This is a genomic window from Streptomyces sp. NPDC111656 (assembly GCF_055656965.1).
The window spans coordinates 238449-258781 of record NZ_JBVKCA010000011.1 but is presented as its reverse complement, the minus strand read 5'-3'; the positions used below and the strand labels follow the sequence as shown (position 1 = coordinate 258781).

The window sequence follows — 20333 nt, the reverse complement described above, 5'->3', positions numbered from 1 at the left end:
GGTTCGTCGTCATGGGCAGGAGCTTCGCGGGAGGCGCTGACCGTGTTCCTACCGTTCGCTGACCGTGCGCCTGGCCGCCGGCCGGCACCGCCGTCCTAGTCGGTGGTGAGCGCCGCCGCCCCGAGCACTCGCCCCTGTTCAAAGGCCTTTTCGTACGCTTCGGGGGACAGCTTTTCGCGGATGTCCCGCTCATCGCGTACGGCTTCGGGGTCGCCCCGCAGTGCCGCCCCGCGCAGGCCGACCGCGGCGCCCAGCAGGACGGCGGCGCGCTCGGGGGAGTCGGCGAGGGCCGCCAACGCCTCCGCGGACTCGGCGAGTTCCAGCACTCCGGGACTCTCGACGGCGAGGTCGGCCGCCTGGCGGGCCCAGTCACGTGCCTCGTCGAGGCGCCCTTCCGTGGCCGCGGAGCGGCCAAGACCGATGAGGATGCGCACGGTCTCCCCGATGCTGAACCAGTTGGCGGCGCAGGCCTCCAGGGCGCTTTCGTAGCGCACGCGCGCGTGGCCAGTGTCTCCCGCGAGCCGAGCGGCGTCGCCCAGGCCCCGCAGGGCACCCGCCACCTTGTCGGTGAGGCCCACGGTGCGGGCCAGCGTCAGGGCCTGGCTGAAGTGCTCCCTCGCCTCGACCAGTTCCCCCTGGTGCAGCAGCACGGTCGCACGGGTGCGCAGGAGGTCCGAGGTCTCCTCGGGAGCGGCCAACTCCCTGACGTACGCGAGCCCTTCGTCGAGCAGTGCGAGAGCGCGCCGGTGGTCCCCGCGCCAGTCGGCGAACATGCCCAGCGGTTCGAGACAGTTCGCCATGCCCCAGCGGTCCCCGGTCGCGCAAAAACCCGCCAGAGACCGTGCGAACGACTCCTCGGACGCCGTCGGACGCCCGGCGAACTGCTCCTGGAAGCCGAGGCCGACATCAAGAAGAGCCCGCCCCCACGCGTCGCCCCCGACCTGCACGCGCACCCGGTCGTTCGCGGCGGGGCGCGGCCCGCCCACCACCGACCACAGCACCACGGTGAAGGGCAGCCGCAGGGGCCGGCTCAGCCCGGCCAGCACGTCCTCGACACGGGCCAGGCGCCGCTGGTCGGCCGGATTGCCGCTCTCACCCGAGAGCGCGTTGATCACGCACAGGACGTACTCCTCCGCGAGACCCGCGGGCGGCTCGGCGCCCACGGCCGCGAGCAGCTCCCGGGCCGTGGCCGCCTGCTCTCCGTAGAGACCACGCAACCGCCAGAACCAGGAGAGCTCGGCCATCAGCCGCAGGGCCTTCTCCCGGTCGGCGCGCACGAGATGACGCAAGGCCGCGTCCAGGTTGCCGTGCTCGGCGGTCAGCCGGTCCAGCCAGGGCAACTGGCCATCGCCGCGCAGGAGCGGCTCCGCCCGTTCGGCCAGCCGCAGGTAGTACGCGGCGTGGGCGTCCCGCAGCCGCTGCTGCTCGCCCGCGCGGACGAGGTGCTCGGCGCCGAACGCGCGGATGGTCTGCAGCATCCGGTAGCGCCCCTCGGTGACCTCCAGGAACGACTTCTCCGTCAGCGAGGCCAGCAGGTCCTCCGGAAAGGGCGTCCCGCACACCGCCTCGACCGCCTCGACCGTCGCGCCCCCGGAGAACACGGTCAGCCGTCGCGCCAGCTCCCGCTCCTCCTCGTCCAGCAGCTCCCAGCTCCACTCCACGACGGCACGGAGGGTGCGGTGCCGGGGTGCCTTGGTGCGGTCACCCCGGGACAGCAGCCGGAAGCGGTCGTCCCCGACGTGCTCGGTGAGGCGGTCGGCCAGTTCGTCCGGGGTCAGCGTCCGCAGCCGCGCCGCCGCCAGCTCGATCGCCAGCGGCAGCCCGTCCAGGGCTGCGCAGATGTCCGGCACGCGCGCGTGCCCCGCGAAGCCGGGGCGCACGGCGGCCGCCCGGTCCAGGAACAGGCGCGCGGCCGGCTCGGCCGACAGCGGTGGCACCGGACACACCACCTCACCGGTGATCCCCAGCGACTCACGGCTCGTGGCGAGGATCCGCACACCCGGGCAGGCGCCGAGGAGCAGCCCCGTGATCCGTGCCACGTCCTCGACCAGATGCTCGCAGTTGTCCAGGACGAGCAGCAGCTCGCGGTTCTCCAGGGCGGCGAGGAGGCGGTCGGTGGTGTCCGCCGAGGGGGTGCGGAAACCTTCGCGCAGGCCGAGGGCGGTGAGCAGGGCGTAGGGGAGCTGGGAGGGGTCGGTGAGAGGGGCGAGCTCGACCAGGCAAACGGGTGCGTAAGCGTTTACGCAATCGTTTACGCGAGCGTTTGCGTTGACGCGCGCGTCCGCGTTCGCATGGGCGAGCTCGATCGCCAGGCGGGTCTTGCCTGCACCGCCCGGCCCGGTGAGTGTGACCAGGCGCTCCTGGGTGAGCAGAGCGCCGATGCGTGCGAGTTCGTCGTCGCGCCCGATGAAGCGGGTCAGCTGGGCGGGCAGCCGACGGTGGGCAGGGCCCGCGCCCCGGAGCAGTTCCAGGTGGAGGGCGGACAGATCGGGCGAGGGGTCGGCGCCCAGTTCCTCGGCGAGGGTGCGTCGCGCCTCCTCGTACACCGTCAGTGCCTCGGCGGCCCGGCCGCTCGCGTGCAGGGCCCGCATCAGCTGTCCGTACAGCCGCTCGCTCAGTGGATGCGCGGCGAGTAGTTCCCGCAGCTCCGGGACGAGTGCCGGGGCGCCGCCGAGCGCGAGGTCCGCGTCGATCCGGTCCTGTGAGGCACTGAGCCTCAGCTCTTCGAGGCGGGTCACCTGGGCGTGCGCGCCGGGGAGGTCGGCCAGGGCCGGGCCGCGCCACAGGGTGAGCGCCTCCCGGAGCAACGCCGCGGCTCGGGAGTGGTCGCCCTGGGTGAGGGCCGCGGTTCCGTCGCGGGAGAGCCGCTCGAAGCGGTGGGCGTCGACGGCGTCGGGGGAGACGACGACGCGGTAACCGGTGGGGTCGACCTCGATCCCGATGTCGGGGCCGAGCCGCCTGCGCAGCCGGGAGACCTGGGACTGGAGGGCGTTGGCGGCCCCGGCCGGCGGATCGGCACCGTACAGACCGTCGGTCAGCCGCTCCGTGGAGACGGTCCGGCCCGCGTCCAGGAGGAGCAGGGTGAGCAGCGCGCGGGGGCGGGGGCCGCCGGGGTCCAGGGGGCTGCCGTCCGTGGTGCGGATCTCGAGGGGGCCCAGGATGCCGAAGCGCATTCGGCAGATTCTGGCAGGTCCGGACAACAAAAAACCGGCCCACCGTGAGGTGGACCGGTTCTTAGCGAACCAGCAGTGGCCGCGCGCATGGGGATCCCCCCTGCTCGAGCGGAGTCGAGAGCTTGGGGGAGTTGCGTCAGCGCGAGACCTTGCCGGCCTTGATGCACGAGGTGCAAGCGTTGACGCGCTTCGGCGTCCCGCCGACCACGGTACGGACGCGCTGGATGTTGGGGTTCCAGCGACGGGACGTACGGCGGTGCGAGTGCGAGATGTTGTTGCCGAAGCCCGGCCCCTTGCCGCAGACGTCGCAGTTGGCAGCCACGGGTCACTCCAAAGACTTCAGATGCTCTTACGGTTGATCCCGGCATGCCGGAATCAAGATCTAGGATCTGAGTGGCGGTGCCAGGGGGAAGACCCGATCGAATCGGGCAACTGGAGCAGCATACAACGACTGCGTCCGGAGAACGAAACTACCATGGCTGCCCCGGGGCTCACCCCGGCCCTCCTTGGGGTCCCCCTACCGCCAGTAACCCATTCTGGGTCTACGCTGCGTGCCACGTCCAGAGGCTCAAGGAGGCGCAGGTGCCGCAGGTGCCGCAGACATTGGATGCTCTCGCGGTGCGCACCTGGTGCGGCCTCGCGCTGGAGGCGCTGGGGCGGGCGCGCGAGGAGATCGACGCCATCAATGTCTACCCGGTCGCGGACGGGGACACCGGGACGAATCTGTATCTGACGGTGGAGTCCGCGACAGCGGCGGTGGAGGCGGTTTTCGCGGGCTACGAGACGGTGACGGGGGTCGTCGGTCCCACGGGGTCCGCTGCCTCCGGGGCCGTTTCCACGGGAGCCACGGGGGCCGGTCTGCCCACGCTCGCCGACGCCGTGCGGGCGATGGCGCACGGGGCGCTGATCGGGGCCCGCGGGAACTCCGGGACGATCCTCGCGCAGTTGCTGCGCGGCATGGCACAGGTACTCGCCGCCGACGGTGAGGTCGATGGCGCGGCTGCTGGTGAGACCTACGGCGCGGCCGGTGGTGGGATCGACGGTGCGACCGAGGGTGAGACCGCTCACACCGGCGGACAGGCCCTCCGGCTGGCCCTCCGGCAGGCCGCCGACTCCGCACGCGAAGCCGTCGCGCACCCTGTGGAGGGCACGGTCCTCACGGTCGCCACGGCCGCCGCCGAGGCGGCCACCGGCACGGAGGGCGACTGCGGCACGGTCGCGTGCGCGGCCTACGAGGGAGCACGGGCGGCCCTCATGGCGACCCCCGGCCAGCTGGCCGTGCTGGAGCGTGCCGGTGTGGTCGACGCGGGTGGGCGGGGGCTGCTGGCGGTGCTGGCGGCACTGGCGGAGACGTTCACGGGGGAGTCCCCGGGCGCCGGACGGGTGGCGGTAGAGGTCCACACGCGCGTGAATGGCATGGACGGCGTGAAGGGCATGGACGGCGTGAGTGGCGTGGACCGTGTGGATGTGAACGGCGTGTGCGTGGACGGCCCGCCGGGGGAGGACAGTCCGGCCTTCGAGGTGACCTACCTGCTGGAGGCGGAGGACGCGGACGTGGCGCGGCTGCGGGCCCGGCTCGACCGCCTCGGCAACTCGCTCGTCGTGGTCGGCGGGGACGGGTTGTGGAACGTCCATGTGCACGCGGACGACGCCGGTGCCGCCGTGGAGGCGGGGGTCGAGGCCGGGCGGCCGTACCGGATCCGGATCACGCACTTCGGGCTCGGCGACGCCCACACGGCGGGCGCGGCCGGGCGGCCGCCCCGGGAGCGGGCGCAGCGGGCCGTGGTGGCGGTCGTGCCCGGCGAAGGGCTGGCCGGGCTGTACGCCGAGGCCGGGGCGACCACCGTGCTCGCGCGGCCCGGGGAACCGCCCGCGAGCGGGGAACTCGTCGAGGCCGTACGCCGGGCCCACGCGCGCGAGGTGGTGCTGCTGCCCAATGACGCCGACCTGCGTCACACCGCGGCGGCCGCCGCCGAGCAGGCCCGTACGGAGGGCGTCCGGGTCGCGCTGATTCCGACCCGCTCCGCGGTCCAGGGCATCGCCGCGCTCGCCGTCCACGAGCCCGGCCGCCGCTTCGACGAGGACGTCGTCGCCATGACCTCGGCGGCGGGCGCCACGCGTTACGCCGAGGTCGCCGTCGCCGAGCGCCAGTCCTGGACCATGGCCGGCATCTGCCAGGCAGGCGACGTCCTCGGGCTCATCGACGGCGATGTCGCCGTGATCGGCTCCGACATCACCGCCACCGCCGAAACCGTCCTCGACCGCATGCTCGCCGCCGGCGGGGAGATGGTCACCCTCGTCCTGGGCGACGAGGCTCCCGGCTCCATCGCCGCCCACCTCGAAGCACGGGTCCGGGAGTCGTACTTGGCGGTGGACACGGTGGCGTACCGGGGCGGTCGACAGGGCGCGTTGCTGCTGATCGGGGTGGAGTAGCCGCCGGGGCTCCGCCTCGGGGCGCCGGGTGTGTTCTTCGGCCGCCGGTGGGTGGGGGCTGGTCGCGCAGTTCCCCGCGCCCCTGGGCCGGGGCTGCGCCCCGGATCCCCGCCCGGCCGAGTTGCTCGGCTGAGGCCGGTGAGGAGCAGACCGCCCGGTTCCCCGCGCCCCGCCCCGGCCCGTCACTGGTCCCGCTGTTTCTCCATCACGCCTTCTCCGTCGCGCCCAGCATGTTCTCCGCCTCGGCCCGACGCGCCTGGGCGGCCTCCCCGTCCACACCCGCGTACGCGGAAAGCACCGCACGCGCGCGTGCGGCCGCCGCCGCGGGTCGGAGCAGATCGGCCTCCAGCCACCCCGCCGCGAGCTCGGCCCCGGTGCGCGCGTCGAGGGCGTCGTCTCCGAGGGACGCGAAGACGGAGATGGACCGCGTGTAGTGGGCCAGTGCCTCCTCCGTGTCGTCCGGAACGGAACGGGCGATCAGGTCACCGAACTGCCGATGGGTGTGACCGAGTTCGGCGACAAGGCGATGACGGGCCTCCGCGGCATCGGAGCCCTCCAGGGCGTCGGAGTCCTCCATGGCATCCGAGGCCTCCACAGCCTCGGCCCCAACGGAGGACGACACCGCCCGAAGTCCCTCCTCGCACTCCCGCACCGCCGCCGCCATCGACTCCCGCGCCCCGTCCAGCCCCGAGTCCGTACGCAGCGCGACCCACGCCCGGGCCCGCAGCGACCGGATCAGACCGTGGACGTTGCCGAGGTCACGCCACAGGTCACCGGCGCGCGCGTACGCCTGTTCGGCCTGCGCGGGCAGTTCGGCGTGGCCGAGCGCCTCGGCGGCGAGATGGGCGAGCATCGCGTGGTCACGCTGCTCGGGCCAGTGCCGGGCGACGTCCGCGGCCCGCAGCCAGTGCTCGGCCGCCGCACGGTGTTCGCCGAGCTCGGTGAGACAGTCGCCGAGCCACCACCGCGTCTGCACGATCGCACCGTCGCCGTGCATGTCGGTGGTCAGGTCGGGCAGTGCCGACTCCAGGATCTCCGCGGCCTCGGCCCACCGCCCCTGACGGAGCAGGAACCCGCCGAGCTGGTGCCGGGCCCAGGCGCCGAGTGTGGGTCCCTCGCCCGCCTCGTCGGCCCAGTGCGCGGCCTCCAGAGCGTGTTCCGAGGCGGGCCCGAACTGCCCGGTGGCGCCCAGGACCTCGGCGAGCTGCAGGTGCAGCTGCGCGTGCCCCATCGGCTCCAGGCGAGGCCCTCCGTGCTCCAGCGCCGCGCGTGCGGCCCTCTCGGCCCCCTCCGCGTCGCCCAGGTGCCGGGCGATCCCGGCGAGCCGGGACTCGTACTCGACGGCGAACCACGGCAACCCCGCCGCCACGAACGCCGCCGCGGCCTGCGCGAGCAGCTCCGCGGCGGCCTCGGCGTCCCCGGCGTGCGCCGCGAGCTCCCCGAGCATCGCCCGCGCCTCCGCGGCCCGCGAGGCCATCCGCAGGTCCGAGCGGTGCGGCTCGGCCAGCGCCAGCAGCTCCCGTACGGCCGCCTCGGCGGCGCCCACGACCTCGTCCCCGCCGACCGCGGAATCGCCGGTCCCGGAACCGGCCGTCCCGGACGCCGTCGCCCCCGCCTCGCCCTCGTCCACGTCTTCCTGCACCAACAGCATCAATATCCGCGCCCGTCCCACCAGCACGGACGCCGCCTGGGACACCCCCGTCCCGCCGTCCGCGAGGAGGGCGAGCACCCCCTCGTACAGCTCCGAGACGGTCGCGAGCGCCTCCTCGGGCCCGCCGGTGAGGGCGAGGACGTACGCGGCGCGGGCACGGGCCGCGAGCGCCTCACCGGGGTCGCCCGCCTCGGCGTAGAGCTCGGCCGCCTCATGGAAGAGCTCGATGCCTTCGGGACCTCGTTCCATCGCCGCGTGGTCGGCGATCTCCGCGCGGTCGCGGACGTCCAGCTCCTGGCCCTCGGCGGCCCGTGAGACCGCCGCCCAGGCCTCGACGGCATCCGGGCTCCGGGTCGCGGACAGCCGCCGGGCCTCGGCGAGCAGCGCCGAGAGCGAGGACGGGTCCGAGCCGGCGTCCGACTCCACGACGGCGGCCGACGACCGGGCCGAAGCCGAAGCCGCCGCGGAACCCGAACCCGCCGCGGAAGCCGAAGGCGACAAGCGTCGCGCGGACCGGGACCGCACCCCCAGCGGCAGGCGCTCGACCAACGGCCGCTGATCCATCCGCCCGCGAGCCCGCTCACTGACGTACGACGTGCCGTTGCGCGCGTCGAAGAGCGCCGCCAGCGAAAGGGCCTCCCCGCGCGCGTGGACAGCGAGCCCGCTCGCGGTCCACTCCCGGTCGGCCGGTCCCGGCACCGGCTGATCGCCGAGACCGAGCACGGTCAGGCGGTCCATGAGGAGGGCCGTCACGGCCATGAAGTCGAGCTTGCTGCGCGGATCCCCGGAGTCGGTGAAGTAGGCGGGCCGCTCCGCGAGCAGCTCCAGGGCGCGCGCCTCGTTGCCGGAGAGCGCGCAGAACTCCACGTGGTCCGCGTACGCGCCGCGCATGCTCTCCATGGGGCGCACCAGCCGGAAGCCCCGCAGGTGATGGGCCCGGGCCTCGTCCAGGAGGCCCAGACGCAGCAGGGGAACCAGGGAGGACGCCAGGACGGTGTGCGGCTCGTGGGCGCACGTGTACTCGCCCTCCAGAACCGGGCGCCACAGTTCCAGCGCCTCCTCGTCGGCGTCGCGCTCCGCCCGCCACCACCCCTGGCTGTGGAGTTCGCACGCGTGGCAGTCGGCCATGGTGTCCCGGTCGGCGGCCAGCCAGGCGGTGTACGCCCGCTCGGCGCGACCCAGGTCGCCCAGGTGCGCGGCGACGCTGAACTCGGCCCCGCGCACGGCCCGTTCGGAGTGTCCGGCCAGCCGGTAACGGTGCTCCATCTCGCCGAGCCACTTCTCTATGGAGGCGAGCGGGATATGCGGCTGGTCGAGCATGCCGGCCGACATCCACTTGAAGACCCAGTGCAGGGAGTGGGTCTCGTACTCGTCGAAATCCTCCGGGCGCTCGTCCCACATGCGCAGCAGACGCGCGAAGGGGACGAACATCTTGTCCTTCTCGGAGCTGTAGTTGTAGACCTTCAGCTGGTGTCCGAGCGCCTCGATCACGGCGAGCGGGATGTTCAGCTTCTCGGCCTCGACGAGCAGTTGCTCCGCGCGCGCGTTGCGTGCCGGACCCTCCGGCTGCTCCTGGTTGTCCGCCATCGCCTGGCGCAGGGTGTCGAAGTCCATGCCCATGGCCTGGCTCATCGGAGGTCGTCCTTCCCGGGCTCGGTGTGGGTGGCCCACTCCAAGAGGCCGATGAATGCGCGGTTGAGGAGCGCGGAGTCGGCGGGCCGCAGGGGGCGCTGCGCCATGAGGAGGGCCTGTCCGTAGAGGGACTCCGTGGCGGTGCCTATCAGCTCCGGGTCGCGCAGTGAACTGATCCTTCGGATCAGTGGGTTGAGATGGTTGAGGACCAGGCGGGCACGGGGCGCGCTGCCGCGCAGCGAGCCGAGAATGCCCGCCCACAGGTCGTCGGCCTGCTCCTCGGCCTCCGCGCGGGCCTGCTCGTGGCGGGCCGCCCGGTCGTCCAGGTGCAGGGCGGGCACGGAGAGCGGGTGGAAGGCGCGCAGCACCACGTCGCAGCCCAGGGGGTCGAGCTTGGCCCGGGCGGCCATCAGGAAGCCCGAGAGGGCCAGTTCCTCGGCCGGGTCGACGGCGTCCAGGTGCGCCGTCACGGTGTCCGCGTCCAGCTCCGAGACGACCGTCCCCGGACGCACCGACGGCAGCGCCTCCACCAGCTCGCTGTCGTACGTGTAGCCGCCGTTGATCACCCCGATGCCCTGGGCGGAGGCGATGGGCGCGACCTGTCGGTACTCCTCCACGGTCCGTGTGAAGTGCACCACCGGGTGGCGCAGCGCGAACTCCTCCAGGGACAGCCGTCCGTCGGTCGTCTCGAAGGGCAGCCACGGCAGCATCGTGCGCAGCATCTCGTTGTCGTGCCGCGCCAGGGACTTCACGCCCAGGTGGTGGACCGACAGGAAGGCCGCCAGCCGCTCCGGGTCGCCCGCCGCGAGCCCCGTCAGCCACGACCGGATGCGCTCGCCCAGGGCCTCGCGTACGGCCGCGAGGGTCTCGTCCTCGTACAGCGACTCGCGCGAGGCGGTGGGCCGCAGGCTGTCCGTGTCCAGGACGCAGCGCACGAAGAACGCCCAGTCGGGCAACAGCTGTTCGGCCCGCTCGGTGAGCAGCATGCCCTTCAGGTGCACCCGATGGCTCGCGCGCTGGGCAGGGCTGACCGTCGACGGCAGGACGTACGCCACGCCGCGGACTCCGGCGAGCGGCACGTTCAGGTCGATCGTGTCCAGCGGTGTGAAGCCGAACAGGTCGTGGCAGTGACGGGCCAGGGCCACCCTGCGGGTGGCGGGGCTCGGATGGGTGCGGTCCCAGGGCGCAGGAAGCTCCGCGATCGCCTCGTCGCCGACGCGTACGTCGTACGGCAGCAGCGAGCCGAAGTCCCGGGCCAGGGAGCGGACCCGCTCCTCGGCGAGCCATTCGCCGGCTCCGGCGCGCGCCACCAGGTGCACGGTGGTCCCCGGTTCGGGGCGGGCGTCGTGCGGCAGTGTGCGCACGGTGTACGAGCCGTCGTCGGTCGCCGTCCACTCCACGGGCGCCGCGTCGGGCGTACGCGCGCTGCGGCTGACGACGCGGATGCGTTCGGCGACCACGAAACACGCCAGCAACCCGATGCCGAACTGCCCCAGAAAGTCGGAGCGCGCCGCCTGCAGGCCGTCCTCCCGCTTGGAACTGCGGCCGATCGTGGCGAGGAGGCTGTGCACGTCGGACTCGCTGAGCCCGATGCCGGAGTCCTCCACACGCAGGGTGCCGCCCTCGGCGTACAGGCGCACGGCGGCCGGGGCGTCGGGCTGCTCCGCCCGCCGTGCGGTGATCGCGTCCACGGCGTTCTGCAGCAGTTCGCGCAGGTAGACCTTGGGGCTGGAGTAGAGGTGATGGGAGAGCAGGTCCACCAGACCACGCAGGTCGACCTGGAAGGTGTGAGGTGACTGGGATGCCTGTGATGACTGTGAGGTCTGGGAGTCCATCGTCGCTGCGCCGAGGGTGGGGGGACGTGCGACGGCGCGGGGTCGGGCGGTCCCGGGGGACGGTGACCGCGAAGAGGGCCGGAGCGCGTCATCCTAGGCCCGGAACGAGCCGTCTGACCAGCAGATTTCCGGGACGTATACGGCAATGTCAGTGGTGTGGTGTGGAATGGATCTCGTGCCCGCGCTCGATGAACTACTGAAGAAGGTGCTCGGTCCCCCCACCGCGAAGGTGATGGCCGAGCACCTCGGCCTGCACACCGTCGGCGACCTGCTGCACCACTACCCGCGCAGATACGAGGAGCGCGGGCAGCTCACCCACCTCGCCGACCTGCCCATGGACGAGCACGTCACGGTGGTCGCCCAGGTCGCCGACGCGCGCCTGCTCACCTTCGCCTCCGCCAAGGCGCCCCGCGGCAAGGGCCAGCGCCTCGAAGTGACCATCACCGACGGCAGCGGCCGCCTCCAGCTGGTCTTCTTCGGCAACGGGGTGCACAAACCCCACAAGGACCTGCTGCCCGGCACGCGCGCGATGTTCTCGGGCAAGGTCTCCGTCTTCAACCACCGCCTCCAGCTGGCCCATCCGGCGTACGAGCCGCTGCGCGCCGACAGCGACGACGCCGCCGAGACCGTCGACTCCTGGGCGGGCGCGCTCATCCCGATCTACCCGGCCACCGCCAAGCTGGAGTCCTGGAAGATCGCCAAGTCGGTGCAGACGGTGCTGCTCAGCGCCCAGGAGGCCGTCGACCCGCTGCCGGACTCCCTCCGGGACGGCCGCGGCCTGCTCCCCCTCCCCGAGGCCCTTCTGAAGATCCACCGCCCGCACACCAAGGCGGACATCCATGACGCCCGCGCCCGTCTCAAGTGGGACGAGGCCTTCGTCCTCCAGGTCGCCCTGGCCCGCCGCCGCCACGCCGACGCCCAACTCCCCGCCGTGGCCCGTCTCCCCAAGCCGGACGGGTTGCTGACCGCCTTCGACGCGAAGCTGCCCTTCACCCTCACCGAGGGCCAGCAGAAGGTCTCCAAGGAGATCTTCGACGACCTCGCCACCGAGCACCCGATGCACCGGCTGCTCCAGGGGGAGGTCGGTTCAGGGAAGACGATGGTCGCCCTGCGCGCCATGCTCGCCGTCGTCGACGCGGGCGGGCAGGCCGCGATGCTCGCGCCGACCGAGGTGCTAGCCCAGCAGCACCACCGGTCGATCACCGAGATGATGGGCGAGCTGGCCGAGGGCGGCATGCTCGGCGGGTCCGAGCACTCCACCAAGGTCGTGCTGCTCACCGGTTCCATGGGGGCGGCCGGGCGGCGGCAGGCGCTGCTCGACCTGGTCACCGGTGAGGCCGGGATCGTGATCGGCACCCACGCGCTGATCGAGGACAAGGTGCAGTTCCACGACCTGGGCCTGGTCGTGGTGGACGAGCAGCACCGCTTCGGTGTCGAGCAGCGCGACGCCCTGCGCGGCAAGGGCAAGCAGCCGCCACACCTCCTGGTGATGACCGCCACGCCCATTCCGCGCACGGTCGCGATGACCGTCTTCGGCGACCTGGAGACCTCGGTCCTCGACCAGCTTCCCGCCGGGCGTTCGCCGATCGCCAGCCATGTCGTCCCCGCCGCCGACAAGCCGCACTTCCTCACGCGCGCGTGGGAGCGCGTGCGCGAAGAAGTGGAGAACGGCCATCAGGCGTACGTGGTCTGCCCGCGCATCGGCGACGACATCGACGAACCTGCCGACCCGAAGAAGGCCAAGAAGAAGTCCCCCGAGGACGAGGCCGAGAAGCGCCCGCCCCTCGCCGTCCTCGACATCGCCGACCAGCTCGCCACGGGACCCCTCCAAGGACTCAAGGTCGAGGTCCTGCACGGCCGTATGCAGCCCGACGACAAGGACGCCGTGATGCGCCGCTTCGCCGCGGGCGAGACGGACGTCCTGGTCGCCACGACGGTGATCGAGGTCGGGGTGAACGTACCGAACGCCACGGCCATGGTGATCATGGACGCCGACCGGTTCGGCGTGTCCCAGCTCCACCAGCTGCGCGGCCGCGTCGGCCGTGGCTCCGCCGCCGGACTCTGCCTCCTGGTCAGCGAGATGCCGGAGGCGAGCCCGGCGCGCCAGCGGCTGACCGCGGTGGCGTCCACGCTCGACGGCTTCGAGCTCTCCCGCATCGACCTCGAACAGCGCCGTGAGGGCGACGTGCTCGGCCAGGCCCAGTCAGGCGTCCGCTCCTCGCTGCGCATGCTCGCCGTCATCGAGGACGAGGAGATCATCGCCGAGGCCCGCGAGGAGGCCGCCGCGGTCGTCGCCGCCGACCCCGAGCTCACCGCCCTCCCCGGCCTGCGCACGGCCCTGGAGGCCCTCCTCGACGAGGAGCGCGAGCAGTATCTGGACAAGGGCTGAGAGACTGGCCCCGACACACTTCCAGCGCAAAGGACCCTCATGACCCGCGTGATCGCCGGCCGGGCCGGCGGACGCCGTCTGGCCGTCCCGCCGGGCACCGGCACCCGCCCCACCTCCGACCGGGCGCGCGAGGGCCTCTTCTCCACCTGGCAGTCCCTGCTCGGCGGCCCGCTGGAGGGCGAGCGGGTCCTCGACCTGTACGCGGGCTCGGGCGCCGTCGGCCTGGAGGCGCTCAGCCGCGGCGCCGGCCACGCCCTCCTCGTCGAGGCCGACGCCCGCGCGGCCCGGATCATCCGCGAGAACGTGAAAACGCTGGGCCTGCCCGGCGCCGAGGTCAGATCGGGCAAAGCGGAGCAGATCGTCCAGGGATCGGCGCCGACGGATCCGTACGACCTGGTCTTCCTCGACCCGCCGTACGCCGTGTCCGACGACGATCTTCGCGAGATTCTGCTCACACTACGGACGCAGGGCTGGCTCGCGGCCGAAGCGCTCGTCACCGTGGAGCGCAGCACCAGAGGCGGCGAATTCAGCTGGCCGGACGGTTTCGACGCGATCCGGGCCCGTCGTTACGGCGAGGGGACGTTTTGGTACGGTCGCGCCGCCTCTACGTGCGAAGACGCACGATGACCGGACCGGAGAGCGAGGAACCACAGTTGCGCCGCGCCGTCTGTCCGGGGTCATTCGACCCCATCACCAATGGACACCTCGACATCATCGCCCGCGCTTCCAGGCTCTACGACGTCGTGCACGTCGTGGTGATGATCAATCAGTCGAAGCAGGGCCTGTTCACCGTCGACGAGCGGATCGAGCTGATCCGCGAGGTCACCGCCGAGTACGGCAACATCCAGGTCGAGGCCTACCACGGCCTCCTCGTCGACTTCTGCAAGCAGCGCGACATCCCCGCCATCGTGAAGGGTCTGCGGGCGGTCAGTGACTTCGACTACGAACTCCAGATGGCCCAGATGAACAACGGCCTCTCGGGCGTCGAGACGCTTTTCATCCCGACCAGCCCCACCTACAGCTTCCTTTCCTCCTCGCTCGTGAAGGAGGTCGCCCAGTGGGGCGGCGACATCTCCCACCTGGTGCCGGGGGTCGTCCTGGAGGCACTCAAGGGACGGCTCGGAAAGGGCTGAGTGCCTGACAGTGCGTCACCAGGTGTCGGGCGGGGTGGGAGTGGTCGTACAGTCGACCCGTCCGTCTCCATCACAGCTGTAGAGAGTGGCGAGCACACGGTGGACGTGCAGAAGAAGCTCGATGAGATCGTCGCGGCGGTCGGCAGCGCCCGTTCGATGCCCATGTCGGCCTCGTGCGTGGTCAACCGCGCCGACCTCCTCTCGATGCTCGAAGAGGTGCGCCAGGCGCTGCCCGGCTCCCTCGCGCAGGCCGAGGAGCTGATCGGCGGCCGCGAGCAGATGGTCGAGCAGGCCCGCCAGGAGGCCGAGCGGATCATCGAGTCGGCGCACGCCCAGCGCGGCTCCCTGATCTCCGACACCGAGGTCGCCCGCCGCTCCCAGAACGAGGCGGACCGCATCCTCGCCGAGGCCCGCCAGGAGGCCGAGGAGATCCGCGCGGAGGCCGACGACTACGTCGACTCCAAGCTCGCCAACTTCGAGGTCGTCCTCACCAAGACCCTCGGCTCCGTCGGCCGCGGCCGCGAGAAGCTCCTCGGCACCGGCCCCGGCACCGACGAGCAGGGCTACGAGGACGAGGACGCCCCCGAGCGCAGCCACGACCCGGAGACCCTGCGCCGGGACGCCGACACCTACGTGGACGTCAAGCTCGGCGCCTTCGAAGCGGTCCTCGCCAAGACCCTGGAGGCCGTGGGCAAGGGTCGCCAGAAGCTGCACGGCCGCATCGCCAGCGACGACCTGGGCGAGCTGGGCACCTTCGCGGAGGACGGGACGCCCGGCCATCACACCAGCGACTCCGACTACCTGGCCGGCCTCGCCGAGCTCTCGGAGGCCCCCGAGCGGCCCGCGCCGACCCCCGAGGTGCCGGCCCAGCCGAACTACGGACAGCAGCAGGACGCCTACGCGTACCAGCAGCAGCCCGACCCCTACGGCTATCAGCAGCAGTACGCCCAGCAGGACGCGTACGGCTACCAGCAGGCCGACCCGTACGCCGCCTACCCGCAGCAACAGGGCTACGACCAGCAGACGGCGTACGACCAGAGCGGCCAGCAGGCCTATCCGCAGCAGCAGCCGGGGGCCCTGGACCCGATGGCGAACGCCCTGGACGAGACCAGCCTCTTCGACACCACCATGATCAGCGCCGAGCAGCTGCGGGCGTACGAACAGGGTCGCTGACCCCGGACGGACACGGTCCGGGCACCGGCTGGGCATCGGCTGGGCACCGGATTGGGCCGAGAGCGAAAGGTCCAGTATCCTGGCTCTTCGGTCGCGTGTACGCCCGCGATCAACGCTGCCCACGGAACTCCAGGGGTGGCATCCCCTCGAGTTTCGAAGATCGAAAGCAGGAACGGCTCTGAACACCCACCTCGACCATCGCAACCCTCTCGTGTTCGACACACACGAGCTGGGGCGACGTCCTGGTGCGCTGCAGCGCTTGACCCGCACGATCGACGCTCCCAAGGATCTCGGGATCCAGGGAGTCATCGGAGTGCCGGAAGGCGCCCCGATGGAGCTCGAACTCCGGCTCGAGTCGGTCATGGAAGGTGTGCTTGTCACAGGCACCGCCCGTGCACGGGCCGAGGGGGAGTGCGTAAGGTGTCTGGAGCCGCTCGGGCTGGAGCTCGCCGCGGAATTCCAGGAGATGTTCTCGTACCCTGACGCCGACGACCGGGGCCGTGTCAAAGCGGAGCCGGCCGACGACGCCGAGGAAGACGAGGACAGGCTCTTCATCGAGGACGGACTGTTCGACCTCGAACCCGTGCTGCGTGATGCGGTGGTGCTCGCACTGCCGATGCAGCCGGTGTGCCAGGACGACTGCCTGGGCCTGTGCTCCCAATGTGGAGTCCGGCTCGCGGACGACCCGGACCACCACCACGACGCCGTCGACATCCGTTGGGCGGCACTGCAGGGACTCGCTGGTTCATCCGGAGACGGCGAGAAGGACGAGTTGAGCGGCGGCGCGCTTCCATCAGCGCACGCCGACGAGAAGCAGGAGAAGTAGCCGTGGCTGTTCCGAAGCGGAAGATGTCGCGCAGCAACACGCGCCACCGCCGGTCGCAGTGGAAGGCTGCGGTCCCCACCCTGGTTGCGTGCGAGCGCTGCCACGAGCCCAAGCTGCAGCACATCGCGTGCCCGGCCTGCGGCACTTACAACAAGCGCCAGGTCCTCGAGGTCTGAGCGGCTGGTGAGAGGTCTGATGTCTGACGCCAAGGCGGACCCAAACGCCAAGAAAAAGGCGGACAACACAGCCTCGTCCCACACGCTTCTGGAAGGGCGGCTCGGGTACAAGCTCGAGTCCGCCCTTCTGGTGCGTGCGCTGACCCACCGTTCCTACGCGTACGAGAACGGCGGTCTGCCGACCAACGAGCGTCTGGAGTTCCTCGGGGACTCCGTGCTCGGCCTCGTGGTCACGGACACGCTGTACCGCACCCACCCCGACCTGCCCGAAGGCCAGCTGGCCAAGTTGCGGGCCGCGGTGGTCAACTCGCGTGCGCTGGCGGAAGTGGGCCGCGGCCTCGAACTCGGCCTCTTCATCCGGCTCGGCCGGGGCGAGGAAGGCACGGGAGGCCGGGACAAGGCATCCATCCTCGCCGACACCCTTGAAGCGGTGATCGGCGCTGTCTATCTCGACCAGGGTCTGGACGCGGCGGGCGAACTCGTCCACCGGCTCTTCGACCCACTGATCGAGAAGTCCTCGAATCTGGGAGCGGGCCTGGACTGGAAGACCAGTCTCCAGGAACTCACCGCGACCGAAGGGCTCGGCGTTCCCGAGTACCTGGTCTCGGAGACCGGCCCGGACCACGAGAAGACCTTTACTGCTGCCGCCCGCGTCGGAGGCGTCTCGTACGGCACCGGCACCGGCCGCAGCAAGAAGGAAGCGGAGCAGCAGGCCGCGGAGTCCGCGTGGCGTGCCATCCGCGCCGCCGCGGACGAACGCGCGAAGTCGGCCCAGGCCGCCGAGGAAGCGGCTCAGGCCGCCGAGCAGGCAGCCGAGGCCGCCGAGGGGATCACCGACGCCCCCTCGGCTCCGACGAGCGACTCGGCCACGGCCTGATTCCTTCGTAGCACCTTCAACAGCACCTTCGTAAGCATCAGGCCCCTGGGGCGGCGTCCGCGCCGCCCCAGGGGCCTGATGCGTCGTGTGTCCGTGCGTCCTGGGCCCCCGTCCGGGTGACGCGAGCACGAGGTAACCTTCGGGCGTCGTTCCCGCGCCCGCCCCTCCGGAGGAGTCCCGTGCCCGAGTTGCCCGAGGTCGAAGTCGTGCGGCGCGGCCTGGCGCGGTGGGTCAGCGGGCGGACCGTGACCTCGGTCGAGGTACGGCACCCGCGCGCCGTACGGCGGCATCTCGCCGGACCCGAGGGGTTCGCGAAGGCGCTCGCGGGCCACCGCGTAGGACCGGCCATGCGCCGCGGCAAGTACCTCTGGCTGCCCCTCGACGACTCCCCGTTCTCCGTCCTCGCGCACCTCGGCATGAGCGGCCAGCTCCTGGTGCAGCCGGAGGACGCCCCGGACGAGAAGCACCTGCGCATCCGCATCCGCTTCGACGACACCCGGACGCCCGCCCCCGCCGGGGCGGAGGGCACCGAGCTGCGCTTCGTCGACCAGCGCACCTTCGGCGGGCTCTCCCTCCACGAGAACACCCCGGACGGCCTGCCGGACGTCATCGCGCACATCGCCCGCGACCCGCTGGATCCCCTCTTCGACGACGCGGCCTTCCACACGGCCCTGCGCGCCCGGCGTACGACGATCAAGCGCGCCCTGCTCGACCAGTCGCTGATCAGCGGGGTCGGCAACATCTACGCGGACGAGGCGCTCTGGCGCGCCAAACTGCACTACGAACGCCCCGTGGCCGGCTTCACCCGGCCGCGCACCGCCGAACTCCTCGGACACATCCGCGACGTCATGAACGAGGCCCTCGCCGTCGGCGGCACCAGCTTCGACAGCCTGTACGTCAACGTCAACGGCGAGTCCGGCTACTTCGACCGCTCGCTCGACGCGTACGGCCGCGAGGGCGAGCCCTGCCGCCGGTGCGGGACGCCGATGCGGCGGCGCGCCTGGATGAACCGGTCCAGCTACTTCTGCCCGCGCTGCCAGCGCCCGCCGCGCGTCACTCCGTAGCCGCGCGGCTCTCGTCGTAGCGCTCGCGGGCCTCCAGGACATCGTCCATGCGGCCCTCGACGAAGTGGATGAGGGTCAGCAGGCGCTCGGAGACCTCGCGACCGAGCGGGGTGAGGGTGTAGTCGACGCGCGGCGGGTTCGTGGGCTGTGCCTCGCGGTGCACCAGGCCGTCGCGCTCCAGCGCGTGCAGTGTCTGGGAGAGCATCTTCTCGCTGACGCCGTCGACCCTGCGCCGCAGCTCGTTGAAGCGGAACGTGCCCTCGTGCAGCGCTCCGAGCGTGAGTGATCCCCAGCGTCCGGTGACGTGCTCCAGCGTGCCCCGGGACGGGCAGCTGCGTGCGAACACGTTGTACGGCAGGTCCTGACACTCACCGCGCTCGGCGGTCTGCACGCTGGGTTCCATGGGCTCACCATACTCCGCCGCAGCGCTAACCACAGGGTTGCACTAACTAGAAGTTAGTGCTTTCCTTTGGTTCGTTGTCACCACCTGGAGGAGTCCCCATCGTGAGCACCCCGAGTACCCCTGTCGTTTCCATCGCCTACCACTCCGGCTACGGCCACACCGCCGTCCTCGCCGAGGCCGTTCGCTCCGGTGCCGTCGAGGCCGGTGCCCAGGCGCACCTGATCAACGTCGACGAGATCACCGACGCCCAGTGGGAACTGCTCGACGCCTCGGACGCGATCGTGTTCGGTTCGCCCACCTACATGGGCACCGCTTCCGGCGCCTTCCACGTCTTCGCCGAGGCGTCCTCGAAGCGCTGGTTCGGACAGGACTGGCGCGACAAGCTCGCCGCCGGATTCACCAACTCCGGCTCCAAGAGCGGCGACAAGCTGCACACCCTGCAGTTCTTCCAGATCCTGGCCGCCCAGCACGGCATGAACTGGGTCAACCTCGGTCTGCACCCGGGCTGGAACAGCTCCTCGGCCTCCGAGCACGATCTCAACCGCCTCGGTGTCTTCGCCGGCGCCGCCGCCCAGACCAACGTCGACGAGGGTCCGGAGACGGTTCACAAGGCCGACATCGCCACGGCGGAGCACCTCGGGCGTCGGGTCGCGGAGTCGGCGCGGGTGGTCGCGATGGGACGCGCGGCGGTGGCCGGGGCAGCCGCGTAAACGCTTGCGCAATCGTTTGCGTAAACGCTCGCGTAAGCGTTTACGCAATCGTTTACGCGTCCGCACCACATTCCTGCACACACACGACGAAGCCGCGCCCCATCGTTCAGCGAGGGGGTGCGGCTTCGTCGTGTGCGTCGGCGTTCGTACAACCTTTGACTTTCGACGTGTGTCTAGTTGCAGGCGGCATGTACCACGCCGCGCCGAACGTCAGGAGCACCGTATGTCCAGCAATGCGCTGATGACCTTCAAGAGCCACATCGAGGGCAAGAACGCCGACGTGGCCATCTATCACGACCGGGTCGAGTGGAACCGGGGCCGCGGTATGAGTGCCAAAAAGCTCACGGCGGGCTTCCTGACCGGCGGCGCGTCGCTCCTGGCCACGGGGGTCCGTAGCTCCAACGCGGGCACCGAGATGATCCCGGTCAAAAGCATCTCCAGCGTGGTGACCAAGCGAGACGGTCTGATGTACACCAAGGTCGTGGTGGTGGCTTCGGGGAACACGATCGACTTCAGAGTGCCGCACGACTCGGCTCCCGGCATCAAGGCGCTGCTTACCGACCTGGTGCTCGGAAAGATCCCTGCCTCTGGCCAGACTGCTCCTGTCGCTCCCCCTGTTCAGGCCGCGGCCCCCGCGCCGCAGATGAGTGCGCCTGTTGAGCAGTTGCGGCAGCTGGCGGAACTGCGAGACGCGGGCATCCTCTCGGAGGAGGAGTTCGCGGCCAAGAAGGCGGAGATCCTCGCCCGTATGTGATGCGCGCCGGCGCGGTGGTTGCGAAAGGGGCAGTCGTCGCGGCGCTGTGACCGTGGGTTCACATCCCACACCCACCGAAGGCGTTCGGCCTCTGACTCGATATC

General features: G+C 71.4%; 16 protein-coding genes. 11 read left to right on the top strand and 5 right to left on the bottom strand.

Annotated features, from left to right (window positions below):
* Positions 1-95: 95 nt before the first annotated feature.
* Both ACZ7M3_RS30325 and rpmB read right to left on the bottom strand, forming a co-directional pair.
* Positions 96-3173 (bottom strand): AfsR/SARP family transcriptional regulator, encoded by a 3078-nt coding sequence (locus tag ACZ7M3_RS30325; RefSeq protein ID WP_472067205.1) that lies wholly within the window; start codon positions 3171-3173, stop codon positions 96-98.
* 136 nt (positions 3174-3309) lie between these two features.
* Positions 3310-3495 carry a 50S ribosomal protein L28 gene (gene rpmB / locus ACZ7M3_RS30320; RefSeq protein WP_003993230.1) on the bottom strand — a complete coding sequence of 62 codons (186 nt, stop codon included), beginning with the start codon at positions 3493-3495 and terminating at the stop codon, positions 3310-3312.
* Between the two features lie 260 nt (positions 3496-3755).
* On the opposite strand from rpmB, the gene ACZ7M3_RS30315 reads away from it, so the two are divergent.
* Entirely contained in the window at positions 3756-5606 is a 1851-nt protein-coding gene (locus ACZ7M3_RS30315) for a DAK2 domain-containing protein (protein ID WP_472067203.1), read from the top strand.
* A gap of 205 nt (positions 5607-5811) precedes the next feature.
* On the opposite strand, the gene ACZ7M3_RS30310 is transcribed toward ACZ7M3_RS30315, so the two are convergent.
* Positions 5812-8889, bottom strand: coding sequence for a tetratricopeptide repeat protein (locus ACZ7M3_RS30310; RefSeq protein ID WP_472067201.1), 3078 nt, complete (start codon positions 8887-8889; stop codon positions 5812-5814).
* A complete protein-coding gene (locus tag ACZ7M3_RS30305) occupies positions 8886-10724 on the bottom strand; it encodes an HSP90 family protein (protein ID WP_472067199.1) in 1839 nt (612 codons plus the stop codon). The genes ACZ7M3_RS30310 and ACZ7M3_RS30305 overlap by 4 nt, the downstream gene beginning before the upstream one ends.
* Before the next feature lie 166 nt (positions 10725-10890).
* Between ACZ7M3_RS30305 and recG the strand changes: the two genes are divergently transcribed.
* The 8 genes from recG to mutM all read left to right on the top strand — a co-directional run bounded on the left by recG (position 10891) and on the right by mutM (position 18362).
* The gene (gene recG / locus ACZ7M3_RS30300) at positions 10891-13113 is read left to right on the top strand and encodes an ATP-dependent DNA helicase RecG (RefSeq protein WP_472067197.1); all 2223 of its coding nucleotides are present in this window, start codon (positions 10891-10893) and stop codon (positions 13111-13113) included.
* A 39-nt stretch (positions 13114-13152) separates the two neighbouring features.
* A complete protein-coding gene (gene rsmD, locus ACZ7M3_RS30295; RefSeq protein WP_060895406.1) occupies positions 13153-13740 on the top strand; it encodes a 16S rRNA (guanine(966)-N(2))-methyltransferase RsmD in 588 nt (195 codons plus the stop codon).
* Positions 13737-14246 (top strand): pantetheine-phosphate adenylyltransferase, encoded by a 510-nt coding sequence (gene coaD, locus ACZ7M3_RS30290; protein WP_472067195.1) that lies wholly within the window; start codon positions 13737-13739, stop codon positions 14244-14246. Before rsmD ends, coaD begins: the two co-directional genes overlap by 4 nt.
* A gap of 99 nt (positions 14247-14345) precedes the next feature.
* Complete coding sequence (locus ACZ7M3_RS30285) at positions 14346-15419, top strand: ATP synthase F0 subunit B (protein WP_351304291.1); 1074 nt, start codon at positions 14346-14348, stop codon at positions 15417-15419.
* Between the two features lie 178 nt (positions 15420-15597).
* Positions 15598-16245 (top strand): YceD family protein, encoded by a 648-nt coding sequence (locus tag ACZ7M3_RS30280; protein ID WP_472067298.1) that lies wholly within the window; start codon positions 15598-15600, stop codon positions 16243-16245.
* 2 nt (positions 16246-16247) lie between these two features.
* Positions 16248-16421: a 50S ribosomal protein L32 gene (rpmF, locus tag ACZ7M3_RS30275; protein WP_006139588.1), complete on the top strand. Its 174-nt coding sequence runs from the start codon at positions 16248-16250 to the stop codon at positions 16419-16421.
* Positions 16422-16440: 19 nt separating this feature from the next.
* Complete coding sequence (gene rnc / locus ACZ7M3_RS30270) at positions 16441-17298, top strand: ribonuclease III (RefSeq protein ID WP_097224670.1); 858 nt, start codon at positions 16441-16443, stop codon at positions 17296-17298.
* A gap of 179 nt (positions 17299-17477) precedes the next feature.
* Complete coding sequence (gene mutM, locus ACZ7M3_RS30265; protein WP_095852403.1) at positions 17478-18362, top strand: bifunctional DNA-formamidopyrimidine glycosylase/DNA-(apurinic or apyrimidinic site) lyase; 885 nt, start codon at positions 17478-17480, stop codon at positions 18360-18362.
* Here the strand turns inward: mutM and ACZ7M3_RS30260 are convergent.
* A complete protein-coding gene (locus ACZ7M3_RS30260; protein ID WP_472067192.1) occupies positions 18352-18765 on the bottom strand; it encodes a winged helix-turn-helix transcriptional regulator in 414 nt (137 codons plus the stop codon). The two genes, mutM and ACZ7M3_RS30260, sit on opposite strands and share 11 nt — an antisense overlap.
* A gap of 101 nt (positions 18766-18866) precedes the next feature.
* Between ACZ7M3_RS30260 and ACZ7M3_RS30255 the strand changes: the two genes are divergently transcribed.
* Both ACZ7M3_RS30255 and ACZ7M3_RS30250 read left to right on the top strand, forming a co-directional pair.
* Positions 18867-19475 carry a flavodoxin family protein gene (locus ACZ7M3_RS30255; protein ID WP_472067190.1) on the top strand — a complete coding sequence of 203 codons (609 nt, stop codon included), beginning with the start codon at positions 18867-18869 and terminating at the stop codon, positions 19473-19475.
* Between the two features lie 223 nt (positions 19476-19698).
* Entirely contained in the window at positions 19699-20229 is a 531-nt protein-coding gene (locus ACZ7M3_RS30250) for an SHOCT domain-containing protein (RefSeq protein WP_472067188.1), read from the top strand.
* The last annotated feature ends 104 nt before the right edge of the window (positions 20230-20333 follow it).